Annotated in this window: 21 protein-coding genes; 1 reads left to right on the top strand and 20 read right to left on the bottom strand. The window is 48.5% G+C overall.

The features are described from left to right. Positions 1 to 34: 34 nt before the first annotated feature. The 11 genes from PSF11_RS06860 to PSF11_RS06815 form a co-directional block, all read right to left on the bottom strand. Entirely contained in the window at positions 35 to 1,690 is a 1,656-nt protein-coding gene (locus PSF11_RS06860) for a VWA domain-containing protein (protein ID WP_067206266.1), read from the bottom strand. Positions 1,691 to 1,759: 69 nt separating this feature from the next. Next, complete coding sequence (locus tag PSF11_RS06855) at positions 1,760 to 2,200, bottom strand: hypothetical protein (protein ID WP_111804987.1); 441 nt, start codon at positions 2,198 to 2,200, stop codon at positions 1,760 to 1,762. 61 nt (positions 2,201 to 2,261) lie between these two features. Beyond that, positions 2,262 to 3,215: a DUF3150 domain-containing protein gene (locus tag PSF11_RS06850; RefSeq protein WP_111804988.1), complete on the bottom strand. Its 954-nt coding sequence runs from the start codon at positions 3,213 to 3,215 to the stop codon at positions 2,262 to 2,264. Between the two features lie 98 nt (positions 3,216 to 3,313). Next, entirely contained in the window at positions 3,314 to 3,958 is a 645-nt protein-coding gene (locus PSF11_RS06845) for a hypothetical protein (protein WP_433597440.1), read from the bottom strand. A 122-nt stretch (positions 3,959 to 4,080) separates the two neighbouring features. Then, positions 4,081 to 5,040 carry an AAA family ATPase gene (locus PSF11_RS06840; protein ID WP_067206276.1) on the bottom strand — a complete coding sequence of 320 codons (960 nt, stop codon included), beginning with the start codon at positions 5,038 to 5,040 and terminating at the stop codon, positions 4,081 to 4,083. Between the two features lie 209 nt (positions 5,041 to 5,249). Beyond that, positions 5,250 to 5,549, bottom strand: coding sequence for a hypothetical protein (locus PSF11_RS21280; RefSeq protein WP_442958768.1), 300 nt, complete (start codon positions 5,547 to 5,549; stop codon positions 5,250 to 5,252). Between the two features lie 75 nt (positions 5,550 to 5,624). Further along, entirely contained in the window at positions 5,625 to 6,266 is a 642-nt protein-coding gene (locus PSF11_RS21275; protein ID WP_442958767.1) for a YqaJ viral recombinase family nuclease, read from the bottom strand. A 61-nt stretch (positions 6,267 to 6,327) separates the two neighbouring features. Next, the gene (locus PSF11_RS06830; RefSeq protein ID WP_000167275.1) at positions 6,328 to 6,471 is read right to left on the bottom strand and encodes a hypothetical protein; all 144 of its coding nucleotides are present in this window, start codon (positions 6,469 to 6,471) and stop codon (positions 6,328 to 6,330) included. Positions 6,472 to 6,553: 82 nt separating this feature from the next. After that, positions 6,554 to 7,372: a phage recombination protein Bet gene (bet, locus tag PSF11_RS06825; protein WP_000414662.1), complete on the bottom strand. Its 819-nt coding sequence runs from the start codon at positions 7,370 to 7,372 to the stop codon at positions 6,554 to 6,556. 79 nt (positions 7,373 to 7,451) lie between these two features. Further along, positions 7,452 to 7,871, bottom strand: coding sequence for a single-stranded DNA-binding protein (locus tag PSF11_RS06820; RefSeq protein ID WP_060554882.1), 420 nt, complete (start codon positions 7,869 to 7,871; stop codon positions 7,452 to 7,454). 15 nt (positions 7,872 to 7,886) lie between these two features. Then, complete coding sequence (locus tag PSF11_RS06815) at positions 7,887 to 8,213, bottom strand: hypothetical protein (protein ID WP_060554883.1); 327 nt, start codon at positions 8,211 to 8,213, stop codon at positions 7,887 to 7,889. A 367-nt stretch (positions 8,214 to 8,580) separates the two neighbouring features. Between PSF11_RS06815 and PSF11_RS06810 the strand changes: the two genes are divergently transcribed. After that, entirely contained in the window at positions 8,581 to 9,183 is a 603-nt protein-coding gene (locus tag PSF11_RS06810) for a hypothetical protein (protein WP_022614423.1), read from the top strand. Between the two features lie 90 nt (positions 9,184 to 9,273). On the opposite strand, the gene PSF11_RS06805 is transcribed toward PSF11_RS06810, so the two are convergent. From PSF11_RS06805 to PSF11_RS06765, 9 genes are all read right to left on the bottom strand, one after another. Then, the gene (locus PSF11_RS06805) at positions 9,274 to 9,936 is read right to left on the bottom strand and encodes a hypothetical protein (RefSeq protein WP_000342215.1); all 663 of its coding nucleotides are present in this window, start codon (positions 9,934 to 9,936) and stop codon (positions 9,274 to 9,276) included. 30 nt (positions 9,937 to 9,966) lie between these two features. After that, the gene (locus PSF11_RS06800) at positions 9,967 to 10,299 is read right to left on the bottom strand and encodes a hypothetical protein (protein ID WP_001132435.1); all 333 of its coding nucleotides are present in this window, start codon (positions 10,297 to 10,299) and stop codon (positions 9,967 to 9,969) included. Between the two features lie 230 nt (positions 10,300 to 10,529). Continuing rightward, positions 10,530 to 14,222, bottom strand: coding sequence for a conjugal transfer protein TraN (gene traN, locus PSF11_RS06795; RefSeq protein ID WP_111804989.1), 3,693 nt, complete (start codon positions 14,220 to 14,222; stop codon positions 10,530 to 10,532). A gap of 2 nt (positions 14,223 to 14,224) precedes the next feature. Next, on the bottom strand, positions 14,225 to 15,205 hold the full coding sequence (locus PSF11_RS06790; protein WP_440443924.1) for a TraU family protein: 981 nt from the start codon (positions 15,203 to 15,205) through the stop codon (positions 14,225 to 14,227). Between the two features lie 31 nt (positions 15,206 to 15,236). Further along, complete coding sequence (locus PSF11_RS06785) at positions 15,237 to 16,361, bottom strand: TrbC family F-type conjugative pilus assembly protein (RefSeq protein ID WP_111804991.1); 1,125 nt, start codon at positions 16,359 to 16,361, stop codon at positions 15,237 to 15,239. Between the two features lie 10 nt (positions 16,362 to 16,371). Then, positions 16,372 to 16,884: a S26 family signal peptidase gene (locus PSF11_RS06780; protein WP_015066570.1), complete on the bottom strand. Its 513-nt coding sequence runs from the start codon at positions 16,882 to 16,884 to the stop codon at positions 16,372 to 16,374. Further along, complete coding sequence (locus PSF11_RS06775) at positions 16,868 to 17,215, bottom strand: plasmid-related protein (RefSeq protein ID WP_111804992.1); 348 nt, start codon at positions 17,213 to 17,215, stop codon at positions 16,868 to 16,870. The genes PSF11_RS06780 and PSF11_RS06775 overlap by 17 nt, the downstream gene beginning before the upstream one ends. Continuing rightward, positions 17,208 to 19,607, bottom strand: coding sequence for a type IV secretion system protein TraC (traC, locus tag PSF11_RS06770; RefSeq protein ID WP_111804993.1), 2,400 nt, complete (start codon positions 19,605 to 19,607; stop codon positions 17,208 to 17,210). Before traC ends, PSF11_RS06775 begins: the two co-directional genes overlap by 8 nt. Continuing rightward, the gene (locus PSF11_RS06765) at positions 19,607 to 20,299 is read right to left on the bottom strand and encodes a DsbC family protein (RefSeq protein ID WP_001228924.1); all 693 of its coding nucleotides are present in this window, start codon (positions 20,297 to 20,299) and stop codon (positions 19,607 to 19,609) included. Before PSF11_RS06765 ends, traC begins: the two co-directional genes overlap by 1 nt. Positions 20,300 to 20,452: the final 153 nt, after the last annotated feature.

The raw sequence follows: 20,452 nt of genomic DNA, 5'->3' as shown, positions 1-20,452 counted from the left end.
GAATCGTCCCCGCAGGGTGGTAAAGTTGATGTGGTTACTGAATTAACAGTTGTTGTGTTACTTCGAATAACTCACGCTTCAGATCTTTGACGTCGTTAATCACGATGCTTTGAGGAAAGAATTTCTCAACACTGCGTGTTTGAATCCCGATCCCCAGCAGCTCAAAGCCACTGCGTCTGCACCGGTCAACAATGTCATGCGTGGCAGCCCAATCATCTGGGTCACCATCGGTTAGCACTATCATTAGCTTTCGCTTCTGTTTTTGCGCTAACAAACTGTTTGCCGCAAACCACATCGCTTGTGCCATAGGCGTACAACCTCGTGGTTTTTGGTCAAAACAGGCGGCCCGATGTCGAACCGATTGCTTGGGCAATAACGCGATAGAAACTTCCTGATGAATACCAGGAAAATAACTGACCGCAGGTACAACACCCGGTATGCCTTCCAGTGCCATGGCCAAAGCCAAAGCGGCTTCATTGGCAACATGAAAGTACTTTCGATTACCTTCGCCAATGGGTTTACCCATTGAACCCGATATATCGACCAGCAAGTGCACAGCAGCATTAGGCGCAATGCGAGGTTGCCTTTGAATAAACAATCTCGACTCACCGGCTTGTGAAGCGGCAAGACGATGGGTTGCAACTCGAAGACCGTGCCTTTTGGCATGATTCCGATTGTCCTGACTGGACTGAACCATGCCCCTAAGTCGGGCTCGAATTTGAGCGGACTCAGACGCCGATAAGGTCAAGATGGCCTCATCACCCAACATAGCCTGCTCTGCTTGGGGCAAACTGAGTGGAGTGACACCCTGATGTCCTTCAGCTTGTTCCGACAACACTTCTGCCACTTGTGCAAAGGTATCGGATTCAAACTGAGCGGCACTGGCCTCTAAGGCTTGTCGCAAATTGTCAGCTTGATCAGAGTTATCAGAATCTCCCGTTTCAGCAGCATCCCCCGTTGCAGACGAACCTGTTTCCGGGGTTTGACTGTCACTACTGCTATTGCTGTCATTACTCGCATCTTGTCCAATGTCATCACCGTTATCAGCATCCGACTCATCCTGTGGTGGACGAGATTCTTCTTCCAACATGGCAACGATGGCATCGACAAGTTTCAGCACTTCACCTGTAGATGCCAGGCTAGGCACTGCTGTCAGCATGGCGCTTAACCGGCTCATCGCTGCGGCAGGAAAGAGTTGTCTCACCCTTTCATCAACAGCTTGATACAAAGGCGTCAGTGCTTTCTGGCCCAGAAAATGGCATCTCAAGCGAAACAACAACCAGGCTTGCAAGTTAGATGCAGGCTCAGGCTGTTCAGGTACACACATTTGCTGTGTGTCCACCATGTACTCAATCACTTGCGAAATACTGCGCCGGGTTCCGGGGTAATCCTTTGCCAATTCGTTTTCAATGCGCACATCCTCAATAATATTGAGAAGTGCCTTACGGATCGGCTTAGACGACGCCTTCTTCACCATGTCAAAATTGGTATGCCGAATATGCGCCGCTTCATGAGCCAGATAACCCCAAGCTATCTGTTGATAGTGTGGGTCGTCTGGGTTTGCTGTTGGGATCACAATCCGCTCACCATCGGTAAACGCATCTTGTCCTTGAATAAGCACCTTCACACCAAACTTTTCGCCATAAGCGGCGGCAACGATTGGCAGTGCGTTTTTTAATGGATGATTCATGGGAGTCTCCTAATCATTAGGGGGAATACTCCCTCAGCGGGAGCGTTTCCCCGCTGGGAATGTAAGTGTTTAAACCTGTGCTTTTAGCTTATCCAGGTCATATTTTTGACCTAACCAAGCCACCAATTGAGCTGGACTCTCGTGCTGCTCAAATGACGTTTTAAGCTGGTCTAAACTCAGGATGTCATCCAATGTCAGACCGTACTGGTCTTGTAACTGAGTAGACACCTCGTGCTGATATTGCAGCCAGGCCCGCTCAAAAGCGGTTTGCTGCAATGCCATGTTTGGAACAAATACCATGGCCGTTACCCAAACTCCTTGTGCGTCCGCATCTGCGATCAAAACAGGGTTCTTGGGGATCAAGACACTATGTGTTGAGTACGACCGTTGTACTAACGTTCGACAACACGCCACTTCTGGTATCGATTCACTTTCAACCGCATCAGTCACACCACGAAAATGCGGTTCAAACTGGTTCAGTTGGCTGGGGTTATGGATGGTTGATTGCATAATTTCCTCTTACATAGTTCAGAGGACATGCGCCCTTAAGGGCAACATGCCCTCAAGGACGTTAGAAATAAAATGAGTTTGGTACAGTCGAACCAAGGTTTGGTCTGACGGTTGGTTGTGGTATTGCACGTAAGTTATCTGCCTGAGCAGATACTGGCTGTGCGGGTTTAGGTTCAGGTTTGGGCATCAGTTGTCTGATATCCAATTGACCTTCACCGTGCATTCTCATCTTGTCTGGATCAGACAAAATTAAAATGGTCGCCATCAGTTCGTGATAGAGATTGTCTGTCACAGGGCCGGTCTTCGGCAGACGAACAAATAAATTGTCCATCGCTTCAACCATCGGCTGAACTCGATGATCCAGGAAGGACAAACCATCCAACTTGTCTCTTAATCGCTTGAGCGGATTAAGGGCTCGCTGACTGATTTGATTCTTGCCTGCAACGGAACGCTCAAACAGTTCATTGGCATCACGAGCCACCTCCCTAAAGAGGGTGTGTCCCATACCATTGACCTTGTCATCTAAGCCTCCAGCTTGTTCAGCCGGTTGCATTCGATAGATGGCATAATCGAACTGAAGCCGTTGTTCCACGTCTTCGATGGGTGACAGCGCACGCCGGATTGCATCTGCAAATTCCGGGTGTTTCGCAACCCAGTCAAACGTCACCTGATCATAGTTGTCCAAGAACAACTGCTTACACTGCGCAAACTCCTGACCGATCCGGTCAAGCTCTGGAACAATCTGATCAATTCGGTCTTCAGGGGCGGCATAGCCACCTAAAAACCGCACACCGACTTGCTCACACAAGCGCTGCGCTTCTTTTTTAAGCCGTTCAAAGTTCGCCAATGCCTCTGGGTCGCAAATTTTTTTACTCCCTAAGCTGGCAACATCCTTCGGTGGAAGTTGGCTGCCATTGGCTAATCTGAAATCTTCAGGCCTTAGTTTTTTTCTACCGCTCCAGATGGAACAGTCGATGTGACAAATCAAAAGTTTGTCGAGGGTTTGAATACTCATAGTGCATCCTCATGCGAGATGGGGACGCACCACTCCCAACAGGAGCAATGGCCCCCGTTTGGGTGGTAGTAGTTGACGCGCTAATGGCAATACCACTATCAGAAATAGTAATTTTGCGAATCAGGCGACGATTGGTTGAGATCGATTTTCGCAGGCATTAAGTCCAGTGCTTCAGCAATCGGGCGAACCCGCTCTAAATCACTGCCTAGCAACCGCAATACATCTTTTTCCAACTTCAGTTGGTCGGATACTTCTATCCCTTCAGGACTCGCTACTGTGAGCGAACACAATGGTGGTAATTGACGCTTAAAGGCCAGTAACAGCAACAATGGCCACGGGCCATCATCAGTGTTAACAATGCCAGCGCCTTCACCTGACACCATGCTGATTTGATTGGTACTAGGTAATCCGCTTTTGCAAAACCCTAATGACCATTTTCCAATCCTGACCTGGTTATCATCAATAACAGCCAAGCCATAGGCTTCAAGCAGCTTTGCCATATCGAACAACGCTTTTTGAGCCAGCGAGATTTGGCCATTGACGTCCTTGCGAGTACGAAACTCCCAACTGACGTTATTGGCGCACGCGACGCTATCTAGCGCATTTGAGAGTTCAAATGGCCGCCCTTGATGATCAATGCCGACTTGTCCAACAAATCGATAACCCTTGTTGATTTTCTCATTGATTCGTCGGTCTGCTTCAGCGTTAGGATCAGTCGAGTCAATCAATCGCTGCTGCGACATTTGACCAGCTTTTCCAAACCGAACTTCAATCTCCTGGGTGTCTGATCCAACGTAAATGGCCCATTCTTTGGCTGTCCCATCAGAATGACTGTAACGGTAAAGAGCAAAGCACTTTTCCATCATCAATCCTCCCAGTGGTCACCGAAGACATCAGCGGCAATACGGTGAATAGCTTCACGTTGCTCCAACTCAGCACGAGCCGTCAAAGACCGAACCAGTGCATACTCCACTGCGTTAGGAGCACCTTTGAAAGCAAGTGTTAACTTTGCCCAGCGCACCAAGGTCCTAGTGGACATGGTGATACTAAGCTCAGCACCGCCATCCGCGCCCCCAATAAAGAGACGACGAATGTCACCAGCCACTTTCACCATTTTCTGGCGAAAGACTTCTGGCAAGCCCGGCGCAACGTTCTCCAGAATGGCTTCCTCTACAGAAGGCTCTGCATAGGTCGCTTCGATGATTCTAAAGCGATCAAGAAAAGCCAAATTCTGTTGGAGCACACCTTGATACAAGCCCGTTTGGTCACCGCTGCCCGCACTGTTGCCGGTAGCGATAAAACGAAACTTGGCATGTGGCATGATGATCTCACCGCCATTTTGTGCGATGACCAACGGGGCACCTTCCAAAATGTCATTGAGCCCAGCCAGTTCAGCAGGCTCAGCAAGATCCATTTCATTAATGATCAGCAAATGGCCATGCTTGACAGCCAGTGCCAGCGGCCCATACACAAAGGTCATGTTGCCATTAACCAGTGTGTGGTGACCGATAAGATCGGACAACTCCAATCGACCGTGCGCAGTAATTTGCTGAACAGGCCAATTCAATCGAGAAGCAACTTGGCAAATTAGCGAGGTCTTACCGCATCCCGTGGGGCCTGTAATATACAAACCGTCACCGTCTGGGTGAGACAAGAACGCCAATACGTCACGTAAGTCTTCTTTTCTAAAAACATACTCGTCCTTGCGAACGGGAATGTTTGGATGGGTAGTGTCGGCACCATATCCTTCCAGAACGAAAGCATCAGGAGCCGGGACATTAAACGCTTGATTCACTTGAACCAAAAATGGGGATTGTTCAGTCATGGTAAACCTCATCAGTTTTGACGAGGCCCCATGCCCCAACAGGGAATGAAGTCCCCGTCGGGTGGTGTGTTGATCGTGGTATGGCTGTGTATGTAAGAGTTCAGCTCGCTCTATCATTCGTACCCAGTATTGGCTACGAGTGAAACTGCTTTCTGATGCACTCGATATAAGCGCATGAGAAAGGAGCCGAAATCGGCTCCAAGTGAACGTTAAAAGTAAAATGAGCTCGGCGAGTCACCTGGCAGAACCAAGTTCTCTTGCTCAAGGCTGATTTTGATTGGTGTTTCAACGGGCTGCTCTGGCTTATTGGTGCTAATGCGCAACCGCTCTTGTGGCGCTTTTCGGTAAGCAGCTAAAACCTGTTCATCCAGCTCGCCTAACTTATCGGTGGCCAATTGCTTATAGTCCACCGTACCTGCCATCATGTAGCGGCTGAGTTTGACCCCAGCATAGTCGGCATGAGCGTAATTACCCATCATAGCGACCAATTTTGACTGAGCTTCTCGCATTTCCTCTTTCAAAGATTTAATGTGATTTTCCAGTCGGACAACTTCGGAATGTGCTGAGCAATACTGCCGAGACAGCTATGTCCAGCGGTATTGGGCTTCACCCTTGGGAACAAAACAATCTTGTTCAGGGCATTTTGACGGTTCTTTTTTGGTCTGTACTAACTCCCAAAACTGAAGCGCTGTTTCTTGCAATTCAGTTAAGAACGCCGCGTCTCGTTGTATTTCAAACTCAATCAGTTGATCCTCAAAATAGAATACCAACCAACCACGCGTGCTATTGGCGACCAGTATTTGATGCTGTACTTGCACCCAATACAACTGGTACGCCTCGCTTTTTTCTCTGTGAGCTTGCACATCCTCAAAAACTGACTGGCAAGGACATTTCAGTTCAACGGGTTCGCCCGCATCGTTGATGCCATCAAAGCTGGCTCGAAAGATTGCGTTATGATCAGCTTCAGCACATAACGGCAGAAGAAAGTCATTATGCGCATTCTCAAATGCTCGCCTTGCTTGAGGCTCCAACCGTATACCGCGAAGCACATTAGGATTATTTGACAGGTCTTCCGGTAATACGAATCCGGTTTTTTCTGCCCATAATCGCCAAGGTGTTTTGTAGGGTGAACGCCCCATAATAATTGGGGCTTCAGATGCCGTAACCCCTGCAATGCGCCACTGGTGCCATGCAGGAGTACGTTGTGATAGGTCGATAACCTTCATATTGTCTCCTTTGAGGGGGAGACTCCCCCGAAGGAGAGAACTCCCCTTCAGGGTTAAGTGGTTACTTTGCAGCTTGTGCTAACGCTGTTTGGTGCTGAACAACACTTGCTTGAACCGAATCAATTGCCGCTTTACCGGCTTGAATCGAACCTACGACAAGGGCAACAACCAATACCAAGCGAAAAAGTGAGGCTGATTTAGTCATGGAAGATCTCCAAAAAAAAGACGAGACCTTCCCCCTGACGGGAGAATAATCCCGCCAGGGTTAGTAAAATGAATGCGTGGCGCTAAGAAGCTAAAGGCTGTGTGAGCGCTTTGGCTGCTTGTTGTTGTGCATTAAATATTTCTTGTTTCGCAAACGTCAGTTCAACACCCTGAAAATGTTCATTGGCATATTCCAATGCACTATTCCAAGCGTTTGAAGCTTCCGCCCGCTCGATAAGCTTGTAAACAAGCCCTCGGGTTCGATCATCAACTTGCTCGGGTGGAATCACTGATGGCTCAACAACGTGTGTTGCTTGGCCTTCGATAATTCGCTCCGCTTCGTCTTGATCGAAAATTCCCACAAAGCCAAACGCAATGCGGGAACACTGGATCATGGATTTATGTCTTAGCATTCGCTTAGTGTGCGTCTGCCATGGACCATCTACACGGTAAGGGCCATTTTTGCCGTTACCTTCAAAAGGCGGTCGATAGACTTCATCCAGATACTCAGTGATTTTGACTGGGTGCGAACGGTCGCGCCGGTAGATGATGCATTCCATCCATTCCGGGCATTCTTTCGCACCATCCAGGGAGACTTTGTTTTCTGAAGTCTTAAACTCCATGCCATCAAACTGGTCGTGTTGATTGATGATGCGAGACCATCCATCGACACCTACCACTGGAATAATTCCAGCTTGTTTATCAGGGAACGCAAAAATCTCTTTGGTGAAAGGGTTCAAGCCGTACTGATCTGCAACCACCAAGAGCGCCATCATCTGCTCATTGGTCGGTGCACTACCGTCACGTTGCTTGAATGCTGTTGCTTTTAGGGTATCGAACAGTTTGTTTGGATCGACACTAAAGCGCTCAGCAAAGCGTTGGATTAGCTTTGGTTTTTCCATTGTGGACTCCGACAATCAAAGTGGGAGTCTGACCCTGACGGGAAAGTACTCCCGGCTGGGTTAAAGCGTTTTCGCTCGGTTAAAAATCTGGTTCAGGATATGTTTGTGCCCAATTACCTTGGGAGCCCGCATCATCTGCCGGTGATGGCTCGGATGCTTTGTTCACACTATCAAGAAGCAGAAACTCGTCCGCGTCCACTTCGGTCAATCGATACTTAATCCCATCTTTCTCCCATGAGCGCGTGCGCTGAGGCCCTTGAACAAAAAGCTTCGCTCCTTTTTGGATCAAATCTTTTGCTCTTAGCCCTAACTTAAATCCACCACGATCTCGAAAAACAACCCGATGCCATTCCGTATGCTCTTTGAGCTCATTGGATTGACGGTCGCGCCATTTCTCAGAAGTGGCCAGTGAAATGCTGGTCACCAAATCACCTGATGGATAGGCTCGCGTCTCTGGCTCAGAGCCAACGTAGCCTATGAGTGTTACTTGGTTTTTCATGATGTTCTCCTCGTCTTAGTTGAACTCTGTGCACACAGTCGTTTCTACCCGGCTGGGCAAAGAAGACTGACGACGCAGATAGGTTGGTATTTCGAGTAAAGCCATGTCGTACTGATGTGGCTCTTTGTAAAACGCAGATGTCAAACGGGGCATACCAGGAGCTTTAGGCACTGCCATTGGACGACGTTTTGGTGTTGGTGTGAGCAATCGCTTGATTTGAGTAAGTACAAATCGAAACGGACGCACGCTTTGACGAGCAAGCAATCGCAAAAGCGACCAGCTCAGTTTTGCTAGCAACATAATGCCCGCGATTTGGATAATAAATCCGAAGATATATTCCATTGGTGACTCCATAATTTGGTTTTGAAGGAGTCACCCCCAACTGGGGAAAACTCCCCCAGTTGGGTGGTGAAAAGGCGAACCGTAAGGAACGCATGGTTGAGCATGTAAGAACATGCAGGCTATTTGTTTAAGGAGGCTAGCTACCTCTTAGTACCACTGAGAATACTCAGCGGCGGGCTTCCTTTGAGCTCATGCTCTCAGGCGCAGATATCACTGAAACAGATCAGCAATATTTGATAGTCAGTGTAACCGTCTTATCCAGACAGGATAGTCAGAAAGATGCTCAATTCTTCCACCTAGCTGAAAGGCCATTACCTCACAGAGGATTAGTCTAGGGACTGATTATTGTCATATCAGGAGCAAACTTATGGCCCAAGCAAAACCCAATTACTCAAAACCCATCTTTGAACAATCATTCACAATTAATAGCTTACAGGCGCAACGTGTCGTTGACCGTGTTTTTAGACGGACGGTCAGTGCGCTTTACGGAATCGATGTCATCCTGCGCATCATTGGCGATGAGAACGAAATTGATGAAGTGGAACAGATCATTAGCCAGTTGATCGAGGATTGCGCTAAGGCGGTAGACAACGAACAATCTCGTTTGGACAAATTGATGGAGTCCAACGGCATCGATGAAGTACCTGACTACACCGACCCGATTACCTTCAACGCTAAAATCAGCTCGCCTCAGGTTGGCCAGTTTGTCGGCTTAGTGCGCAAACTCGATTCGTTGATGATCTCAATGGACACACTCTGGTTATCTAGCGTGCTTAGTAACAAGCAACGTGTTGATGGCAACTACGCATGGCAACAGCGCATTATCAAACTTGCACGACGCATTATTGATATCGAAATTCGTGCACGAAAATCAGCCCAAGCTAAGGGTAAAGAAGCAGAAGTTGAGCAAGCGGTGCCTTCAACCGATGACGATATCACTGAAGAGGAAACAGATACTCCCGCCAACTAGCGAACGGCTCCCATCACACAGCCCCTCTTGAAGGGGCTTTTTCAAGATACGACGCAAGGCTTGCGCTGCATATAACTATTCAAGCATTGGTTATATATGATTTTTGTAAGCGTGGTAGTTATCGAGTACTTGATGATAAAGCATGGCCGACTTTTTTCTTGCGGCAGGATGGAAGGCATTGATGAAGACAACCCCGTCATTAACATGCACTCGTTCGCTAACTTTTTTAAGCTCAGGGAATACGTAACGTTTAACTTGATTATATGTGCCGCAAAGCACAACAATATCAGGGTTAATCAACTCAATTTGCCTTCGAACAAAAGGGGCAAATTCTTTGGCATGGGCGTCAAATGATTTTTGGTCGGTTCGCGCACTTCCAGATGTTTTCCTTATATTTATGTATGCAATATTCTTAACTGCATTTTTTTCATTTAATTTAGCATCTCTCAGTGACGGCACAGCCCCATCATATTTTTGAAGTCCGTAAGCCCAACGCCCCACCCGACGAAGAACCTTTCCTCGCCACCATCCACTTGCCTTCACCTCAATAGCCCTATTAATAGCGTTGACAATATTTTGCTTTGCTTCATTTGTTTCCTTTAAAACAAACAAAACTTTTTTACCACAACTATCCCAGTCCTCAGTTGAAATCACTCCATCGTAGTTGAAATACCAATCCTTCGGGAATGCCTCTGACCATGCAACCATTAACTTATCAAGACAGTCTATTTCTGAAACATATTTATCATCCATAGGAAAACTCAGGCTGGTTCTTATAAAACATCATTTGGATAGATGGGTAGTTCCATTAGGTAGCCATTCAATATTTAAAGTGCCACCACCAAAACGCACAATCCCTTCCTTTTTCGGCAGCTCGTTACATTGACCTCGGTATTCTATGAAATTATCCAGAAGTTCAAGCAAGTGTAATTTGAAGCCTGATTCGGTGACCTGATCAAAAATGTCATCTTCAAGAGTCCAAGATGTTCCGCTTAGGCGGTCTTCGTCATCTTCCGCACGAAACACCACCTCACCCGACACCTTCACAATGTCAGGGTGTTGTTTTGAAAGCATAGACAAACGAGTAGCTTCAAAGTTTTGATCGAAATTAGGCATTATTAATTTTCCTTTTATCATAAATTTTATATGTGCCAGACTATCAGCTTTTCCTTTTTGCAGCAGCCTCCTAAGTCTGAAAATGGTAAAAAATAAGAGCAAATTGCGCACACGCTGAACAGAAAGTATAAGAGGCCCAAAGTGCCAAATTGGTTACCTTAAGGCGCAATAAGCTCATTAAAGTAACCATGATGGAACATTATTGGCAAAGCTGTTTTAGATGGATACGCTCAATTATTCCCCGAAATTTCTTCCGTCGCCTCCTGACGCAGTTTCTGTGCATCCATTCCGTTTAGCCGTTCAATGGCTCTATCTGCGGCACTCTGACGATTTCCATCAACGTTTAGCGTACTTCCTGAGCCTGTGAGTCGTTCCAGATCCAGTGACGGTACTTCGGGTAGGTTGCCTGTTATCGACAAGATACCTATCCATTCATCCAGATTGACTTGGCTCCAATCTACCTGGTTTAACTGACTCGCGGTCAAACCTTCGCAGTTTGGTGACTTTGCACTGCCCCAGCCAAGGCCCAACTGCGGACGAACTTGTTCTTGAATGATCCGTGAAAGCGGCGAAGTAAAGCAGCAATATGACTGCCGTTTCTCAACACAGGCACCCAAGAACTTAGACTTGCAGTAAGAGCCTACATAATGGCAACTCTTCAATACCCGCTTAGCGTTCATTTCAAACTCACTCTGCTCACATTTCCAGATAAGCTGAATGAGGATCATGGTGACTGAATAAATCATGTAGGCCGTCATAACCGTACTCAGAACCGCGCCCGCAGCGCCACCCAGCGCAAAGTTACCACCCGAAACGACACCATCGGCTCCAACCGCGCCACCAACGTTACTAAACAGAGCCGATTGTGCCCCCGAACCAAAGGTCGTACCTACCCATTCAGCCGTTTTGTTGGTCAACACCTGCATGAAGCCTGTCGCAGCTTGCTCCGCTCCCGCGCCAGCAGCCGTTGATGGCCCTGCCCCCATGAGAGAGTCCCATGCAGACACAAAAGGCTCTTTAACCGCACTCCAAGTGCTCGTTATTGGCTCCCTGAGCGTATTCCAGGAACCATAGATTGCCGAAGACGGATTCATGGCCATGACTGCCGTATCAAGCTTGTTGACCGCAACTATCATCGTGATGTAATCCGATAACGACACGCCACTTGGCTTTTCACAGCAATCCACTATGCCGCCAACGGCTTTTTTGCACTGGCCAGCATTACCTTTAAAGACCGTACACTCGACGTTATCTTGGCCATCAGCTCCCGTGCATGACATATCATTGGTCATAAACTGCGCCGCATTAAGCATCGCAGCTGCCTCTGCAAAATTAGCCTGCTTGATTGACTCTGGCTCTAAACAATCTGTGCCCATGCAGCGAACTGGCCCCTCACAGTTGTATTGAGTTTCCATTCGTGCATTTTGCACTTCGACGCTTTGTCCGCAGTCATACACCAAACTTTGGATATAGCAGAAGCCTTCATGACCAGCCCCGCCTTCAGTGCATTCGGTTCTGACGTACTGGCAGGCCGGGTTTTGCTCTAGCTCGGCACACATATTGGTGGTCGTGTTTTGTCCATTATTGACGATGGTTTGTGTATTACCACTGGCATCTACCCAGCTATCCGAGCTGCCCATGTTGAACTCTGGGTGAGCAGTCGAAGCATTGTAGGTCGCTCTTGCCCTCCAGCATGAAAGCCCCAGTCCATCAGAGCTGCCACGACTGGTTAAATGAGCAGGAGACGAAACAACCGCCGGATAAAGGCTTCCAAGATTGGCCAACTCGCCACTACCAACCGTTAACCCGTCGATTCGTTTTGTGCCCGTATCCAAACACTGCCACTGCACCGCAGTAAACTGATCCGTTTGCATCAAGCATTGGTCTATGCCCGGATCACTTGATTGATGAACAACGTCTTGCTCTAAGTATTTGCCAGAGAAGGCCAAGGAAGCGCTCAGTTTCGCAGGAGCCAAACACTTCTGAACTTCTCGGCTGCAAGTATCGAAATCGACTTTGTTCCAGCCGGACTCACATTTGGAGCGCGTGACCTCCTGCGGTTCATGCCACGAAATAATCGACCCATTAACGACCTTGCACAATGAGCCAACCAAGGTTCCTTTTGGACAGGTCATTTCAGGGTATTTAATGGACGGTTTCGTCTCTGTGACCGTCTCCTTGTTGCCCGTCAATGAGAGTGTCGTTTTCCAGCCATTTGCCTTGGACGGCGACTCGGTGATTTTTATCTCAGTATTTTGATTATCAAACACTCTCAGCGTCGCGTTTCCAGTTTGCATAGTACTGCTGTGCTGTGGAACAAAGCTGAGCGTTTCAGAGCTAAAGCAACCGAGCTCAATGGACCAGCTTTGTTGATGGGTTTCAGCAGATACACGTCGCTCTAACTGACACTGAGTAAGCGTGCTGATCTTCTCGCACACCTGGTAATCCGGTACATACTTGGTTTCAGTAAATGGCGTAATCGTATGAGTAGGCTCACAGGCCTCAAAACTACTCGGCATAAGATTGGATACCACACACTTTGGATCGCTGGTTTGCAATCCACAGTCATAGGTATCGGTAAAACGAATGCATTCACCTTTATCATTGGTTTCGGCACATTCTGACGACATGAAGCCACATGAAGGGTTCGCTTCAAGCACTTGGCAGGCCTCATTTTCAATCCCCTTATAGCTTTCATCATCCACACTGACTTGTACACGCCGACACAAAGGCGATATGCCAGCCACTGGGCTTGGGACAAAATAGGATTCACAAACTGAAACACCATTGACCACCGTACATCCGTTGGTTGAAGACGGCTGATCCGTGCATTGAATGCTGTAGTCTGAAAACTTAGCCGGGATATCCGCGGCTTGTTCGATACAGGACTGTGGTGACCAACTATCATTCATCACCACCTTGGTTGGATCAAAGCGTACCTTGATGCGTGCATACCCCTCACCACTACCAGTGACCGATACGCGAATTTTGACTGGCACTTCTAAACCGGGCTCTACCGCTTTTAGCTTGGCAGTGAGATCGGTATTTGGATTGCGCTCCCAACTGGTACTGAGTTCGCAGCGACCTGCCGTTTCTGGTGGAAAGTTATTGTTCGGCCCAGACCAGACTTTCTGATCGCCAAGCCAAACTTGCATGTAGTCATCCCATTTGGCGTACTCAAGAACGGCTGAGGTAATCGCATCGGGATTCACGACTTTGAGTGTGATGGCCTGTTCAAACACCTTACAACGGCCACTCCAGTAGTTGTCGCCAATTCGTCCTATCCAAACTTCAAGACACCCCTCACCACAAGAGCGAAGGTTCATCGGCCCTGAAACATGCTCAATAATGCCTGCCGTGTAATCGTGAGTAATAGTGCAGCTGTTAACCGCTGTATTGAGCCTGTCACATTGCTGGTAGTTTGGGCTGCCTTCACCTTGAGACTCACAGCCTGGGAAGCTTTGCGTTAATAGATTTGGGTCAGTTTGAACCGCATCGGTTAATGCCCAAAGCGGATCATTGACCATATCTGGCCGAGACCTGTCTTTGATTTGCTGGAGCGAGCGAAACGCCTCACCCGTAGCGCCATTTTCGGATGCCATGCTCTCTTGGCGCTGCGTCCCCAATTGATTCATGCTGGCATCAGAGCCATAAACGCCCGTTAAGACATCCAATGAGCCCTGATCCATACCAGGGAAAAGCTCTTGCAAGTTAATGGACTCATTACCACTGCCATTCGGCACCGACAATGTATTGCCATTGAGTGCGGGCATCGTCCAGTTTTGCAGCAATTGCTTACCTTCTTGTTGTCCGCTTAGGCCGGATTGGCGCTGCACATCAGCGGCCACACCATGTAAGGGCAAGCACGCCATAGTGATTGATAAAATACCCGCTAAAACTCGGGTAAAAAGTGTTGGTTTCATGGTTAACCTCCCGAGTTACAGCAGTCTTTCCAGCGCCACAAAATGTAGAGCGCATCTTCACCGGCACCGGGGATCATTCGCCACTCTCCCCATTTCATGGTGCTTTCACCGATGACATGCGCACTTTCAGTTTCCGGTACAGGGAAGAACATACTCATCTTGTATTGGGATTTCGGCAGCATGGGTTCGATAACAGGTCGGCATAGCGCACTGTTCCCCATTGTTCGCCTTGCAAGACCACGCCTGTGTTGAGCCGCGATTGCTCGCGCTGCTAAATGGCTGGTGTTTTCTGCTAATGAGCCAAAGGCTAAGGTGTGGCCAGATAAGGGATAGAGATGGCCCCAACTGCCAGCACACCAAAACAACTGGTCGATGGGTTTACCAAGCGTTGATGAAGCAGCGTCAGCGGTACAAGCAGATATAGCCAATGGATTGGCAACGGCAGCCGCTTCAGGCTGAGTAAAAAAGGCCAGTTCATCGTTCAGCCATGTTGGGTCCAATTCCGACAAATACATCAAGTCAAAGTCCATGTAACCATCGGCATTGCAATTGCCATCCATGAACAAATCGAGCATGACCAAAAGCGGAAAGGCGTAATAATGGTAATGGTAGAAAGCGAGATCACCGGTGTCGAATTCACCCTCGCCATGACCACCTTGCAGTCGTCTATCACCTAACGGTAAACGAATCCCTCCAAGGGAAGGCGAACAACCCGGCGTTCTGACCAGTTCAATCAGACGCGCTGGCTCCCACATGCTGGTAACAATACCTGGCCTTGGCACACCTAAGTTGTCTTCACATAAGCAAAATGACTTGTTTGATGCGCCGCTTGGGACATTGCCAGAGCCAAGAGGAAGACCGGCAACCCGGATAGGAAAAATGCATGACCAGCAAACATCCGTCAGCAACTTGCCCGACAATAACCCCGCGTCTGGGCAGGTCAACTCGGCTTTAGCAGGAATAGATGCGCCCAGGACAAACATGACAACGAGAGTCCGTAACAGACAATACGTATTATTGAGCTTTTTCATGAACAAGCTCCTTTGCTGGAATTTCTTCTATTTCAAACGCGAGCCCCTTTGCTTGCACAAACGATGGGGTGACTTGCAAATCAAAGCGCTGCTTTAGCGAGGCATTGAGAAGGTAAACCGGACTATCCAATGTCTTTTCGAGCGCATTGAGGCTATTCCAACCTTGAGTACGGTCGAGCTGCGTGGTGATAAGCGTAATGCGGCGCAGTGTCCTATCTTGCGTCTCAAGCCAATGCGCAACTGCGTCCACTTCTTCAGCGTTCGACGCATTAAACACCACAAGCTGCTGAGTAAACGGCAAGGCTTTTAGCGGGTTAATACGCGTTCCTGCTGGGATCAATGTTCGGCCATTGGCATCCAATAGTGGCCGCTTCATGACGATGGTTGGATCAACCATTCTTATCCGATACTGCGTGGCTTTGGGTAAGTCAGTGAATGTTTGGCGAGACCAGAAACGCTCAATGGCTTTTTTCTTTAATGCGCCCAGGTCAATCGACTGTAATCGCTGCATCGCCACTTGCATCAAATCCGGTTCTAAAATCGAATGAATCGGACCGCGTTGACCCAATGAACCGGTATTGCCGGTTTCAATTTGGCGTTGCAACCAGTCCTTGCTGTAAACCCCTAGTGCACTTGCAGTCACCTTGTCATCGTCTATGCGAAAAATGGCAGGCACGCTAGTCACCCGCCAGTACACAAAGGCTTTCGGATCGATTCGAACCTGAGGAACAGGATCAAGCCCCGTCATCAGCGTATGCCAATCACGGATAGCCGCCCCCAAGGTCTTTCCTTCAGGAATTCCCCGAAACAACACAATAGCGCCGGTAGCACTGGCCTCTTTAAATAGCTGCTTCAGTGAGGAATCCCCCAGTGAAGACGACGCAAATATCAACCATTCATCGTTGTGTTTGAGCGACGCAGGTTGTTCAATCGGTGAAAAAGGCTCGATAAATTCAGATGAACCATCCACAGCACTTTGTAAAATGCTGCGGCTCATTTCGACGATCTTTTTGTCCTCGTCAGACAACGGAAAAGGCTCTTGTGCCCAGGACACTTGAACCCAAGACAATGGGGCAACCAACAAAAATAAGAGACATAGTCTTTGCATCATCTACCTCCTACCAAAGCGGCCAAGCGCGACCGACAATCTGCTCGCGCTTAACGGCATTCCAATAGCGGGAGTCGAAACTCGTTGCTGCCTCGCCGGAAAACCAATATTCGTTTTCTTGCAGCGTCAATGAGCGGCTAAATTCTGTTTCAGCCACACCAAGACGCTGGGCTAATGCCATGCCGGTAGAGACTTCAGCACCATTCACCAGCACATGCTCAGGCGTCACCTTGACTTCATCCCCTGGCATCCCTGTTAGGCGTTTAAGCATCCGAGTACCGTCGTTATATAACGGAGCGAGTCCTTTTGAGTGGAAGGCATACAGACCATCCTTAACGGGCTCTTTATTCCATAGGTCAATCAGATATACCGTGGTATCAGGCAGGCAGCGCTCTTGCTGGGTATCAATACCTATTCGGTAACGCATCATGGCGTAGGTGCCTACCAAGGCCATGATTAACGCAAGAACAGTCAACCGGATGAGATATGGCCGCCAAGGCATTCTTTTACGGAGTATCTGCACGAGACACCTCCTTTGAGCCTACTGGCACAAATATGGAATCATCAGCACCCACCACCGCTTGTGCATCCAGCACGATAAAACCGGCTGCTTTTAGCTTTTCAATTTGCTGATTGGTCTGAAGCAACCTGGATTCGATGTCTTGTTCGCTAGCATTGGGGCCCAGTGACAACACCGCCGCCCCAAAATCCACGACTGCAATGGGCGTACTTAACGCCAACTGACTGTGGATGGGTTCGAGTGTTTTCATTAAGAGCCAGCTGGTCATTAAACCGCTGCCTGCAATAGACAAAGTAATAGAGGCCATAAATGGCCAAAGCGTGGATTTATTCATAGCCTCGCTCCTTCAACAACTGAGAGATGGCATCAGCAACAGAAAGGCCTTTGCGCGTTAACTGTTTAATCGCGTTTACATCTTCTGCACGGGACGAGTACAACAGCTTGTGAAACGGATCGACGATGAGGCGGCCAATCCCGGTGCCCATTTCAGTAATAAAGAAAATTTCGGAATAGACACCCGTGACGGTATGAACGGTTTTCAGGTATTCATAACCGCCTTCACCTAGTGGCAAGCGGCCTTCTTTTTTGAGCGCGTTGATGGTTTCGGCTTTTTGACCAAGCAGGTACATATTGGCCGAGTTTTCAGCGATGGCTTTACCTGTAGGGCTGTCATACAAATCGTTGACCGACTGCGTTACCGTTACAGCACTGCCGCCATATTTTCGAAATCGCCGGTAACCCGTCTCGATGAACTTACCGACATCACCTTGAGTCAGCAGATCCCAGGCTTCGTCAATGAACACAATCTTGCGACGATCCCGCTCACCTAAGTACATCTCCTGTTGGATTTGGTAGATAAGCTGAAGCAACACCACTTGTTGTAGATGCTTACGCCCCTTGAGCTCTTCTAACTCCAGAACGGTGAAACGGTTTTTGAAGCGAATATTGTTGTGGCCATTAAAGAAGCGGCCATATTCGCCCTGTGTCGTAAACGGATAGAGCTGCTCACCCACGTCCTGCACACGTCGGTCTTCATGATTTTTTAAAGCCGCTGCCACATCATCAACCAACATGGCACGACCTTTTGTCTCCCACAGTTCACGGGTCTGACGCTTTAGGTTGGCCATCTGAAAATCGGTTAATGACTGCGTAGGTGCGGCCATTGCGGCCAATAACCCAACCAGCACATCCGCTTCTTCGTCATAGTCCTCAACGATTTCAAACGGATTTAAGCAAATACCACTGTCCCGCCCGAACTGTAAGAACTCACCGTCATAGACTTCACACAGTTTTTCATAAGAGCGACCAACATCAATTACCCAGCATTGCCCGCCTTCAGATAAGTAGGAGGAGATGATTTCGTTCACCAGGAATGACTTGCCCGATCCCGATTGCGCCGCGATGCAACAGTTGTAATTACTGCCCGAGTCATAAAGGGACACACTCATGATCTGGCCATTACGGGAAACAAAGTTAATCACTGGCGTGCCCGTGCCTTTCCAATCCGCAAACAAAGGCAACAGAGGGATCACATGCCGTGTCGCCATGGTCTTGAATCGAAACAAGTCGTTCATCGCCTGGCGATCAGCACCAAATGGCAAAGCATTCAGGAAAATGGGCAAGCAGAAGTACTTGTCTTCCATCAGCTCAAATCCAAGTTCTTTGAAATAGGTTCGAGCATTTGAAACAGAGCTGATGGACGCCTCTTCCGTTGGGGAAAACAGAGTCAAAGTCATATTTGCCCGAATAGGACGATCACCTTCTTGCAAGGCTTCAAAAAGAACATCAAATCCCTTTTTCTTGGCTGCAAGCACCGGCACAAACTTGAGCATCGGGCCATAGGCCTGATTGACCGCCCATTGACGCTTCGTCTCTAAACGAGATCGCATCGCCTCAGCTGAGGGAAAGTGAATGGTGACATTTAGCAAAAAGCTGCCGCGTAAACCGCGACTGCCCGTCATCATATCGCCCGCAAAACTTGCGGCATGACCAAACCAGATCCGCTCAGGCAAGCGCTTAAACGATAAGGTTTTAACTCGGTAATCACCCAGCATCAGACCTTGGCTATCCACCTTAATAGCTCGGTCATAATCCAACACTTGCTCTCGAAGTGGTTTATCTGCCTCACTGCGGATTGGTGATGGATTGCGCCAGGAAGCATCTTTTCCCCAGTTAAGCTGCGCACTTAATGCCGCGAGCCAGTTGCGGTCAGTCATCTCCGTGACGCGAAAACCAACCGTTGCCAACGCCTGAGAAAAAGAAGCCCGAAGCGCGGATGCTCGACTCAACTCACGCTCCGTCGGTATAGGGCTTTCCAAAGGCAATTTGCAGGTGACGATCAGTTGAAAGTTGCGTACCTGAGTCTGGGTCGATTCTTCTATCGGTTGAACCGTGCCCCCATCGAGGAAATCCGCACGTTTGCGAATCGACGCCCTGAGCAATGGATCGGATTGACGATGCCGTAAGCCCATCATGCGCTGAAGGTCGGTTTGAATATCAGGGGATGCGTATAGGCCAAATTGCAGCAAAGTGTCTTTTGGCCAGTCGTTGTTGAGAAGAACATTAACCCTGTCTGCAACAGACTCATCACCACCCGGCAATGGGTCACATAGAAAACCAAAGCCAACACTCTGGTCTTCCATGAAAAACAGTTGCTCATCGTCTGAATAGGCCAATACTGGCAATAGCTCAGAAGCGCGTTGCCCTGAATACAGAGAGGCTTTCATTAACGCCCCTCCAACCAAGCAGAAAGATCATAAGGACGGCCTCGGCTGATGCGACCATCATTGGCGACGATGAAAGGCACACCTTGAATTCCCAGAATTTGAGCGGTCACCAAGGTACGCTGCATTGGCTCTAAGTTGCAGGCATCATCCTGTTCTAGGTTACCAATCCGGCCATTCAGCAATGCATCGGTGGCCGCTTTTTTGTCACGCGCACAGCCAAGCTGGCGAACCTGACGCTCTGAATCAGGACCAAGCACTGGCACAGGGAGAATTTGGAAGGTGTATTCTTTGGTTAACGGTAAGGCTTGTTTCAAAAGCTCATGGCAATGCGGGCATCGTGGATCAACAAAGACCACCACTTTCTTTTTGCCTTCACCCAGCGTCAGTGGATTCAAATCATCCATTTTTAAGCCAAGACGACTTAAGTCCAGCGTGTTCCCCGCTTCACGAATTTCTTCAAGGCTGGTAAGCGGCTTTTTGGACCAGGCATCATAGAGCGTGCCATCAATGACGAACCGGCCGCTGTCTGACATGAAAACAATACGGCCATTGCTTTCGACCGCTTTCATACCCGTGACAGGTAAAGAAACCATGCCGTCAATTTTGCCAACGGGCGACACTTCAGACACAGGTTCAGCTTGAACCAAAGGAGACAGCGCAAGCGCCAGAATAATTGGAGATAGTTTTCGCATGAGGAGTCCTCGTTAATGTAAATCGAGGCTCCAGTCTATGCAGTTGTCCTATGTGGACTCGGTTAGATAGATTGAAGAAATCAGCATCTAGCTGAGGGTAGTTTCGCTTGAAAATCAGTGAGACAAGGTGGAAATTAGATTACAATTTAACCA

Source organism: Providencia sp. PROV119, assembly GCF_028482435.1.
Taxonomy (GTDB): Bacteria; Pseudomonadota; Gammaproteobacteria; order Enterobacterales; family Enterobacteriaceae; genus Providencia; species Providencia stuartii.
This window is presented reverse-complemented; position numbering and strand designations above follow the sequence as displayed.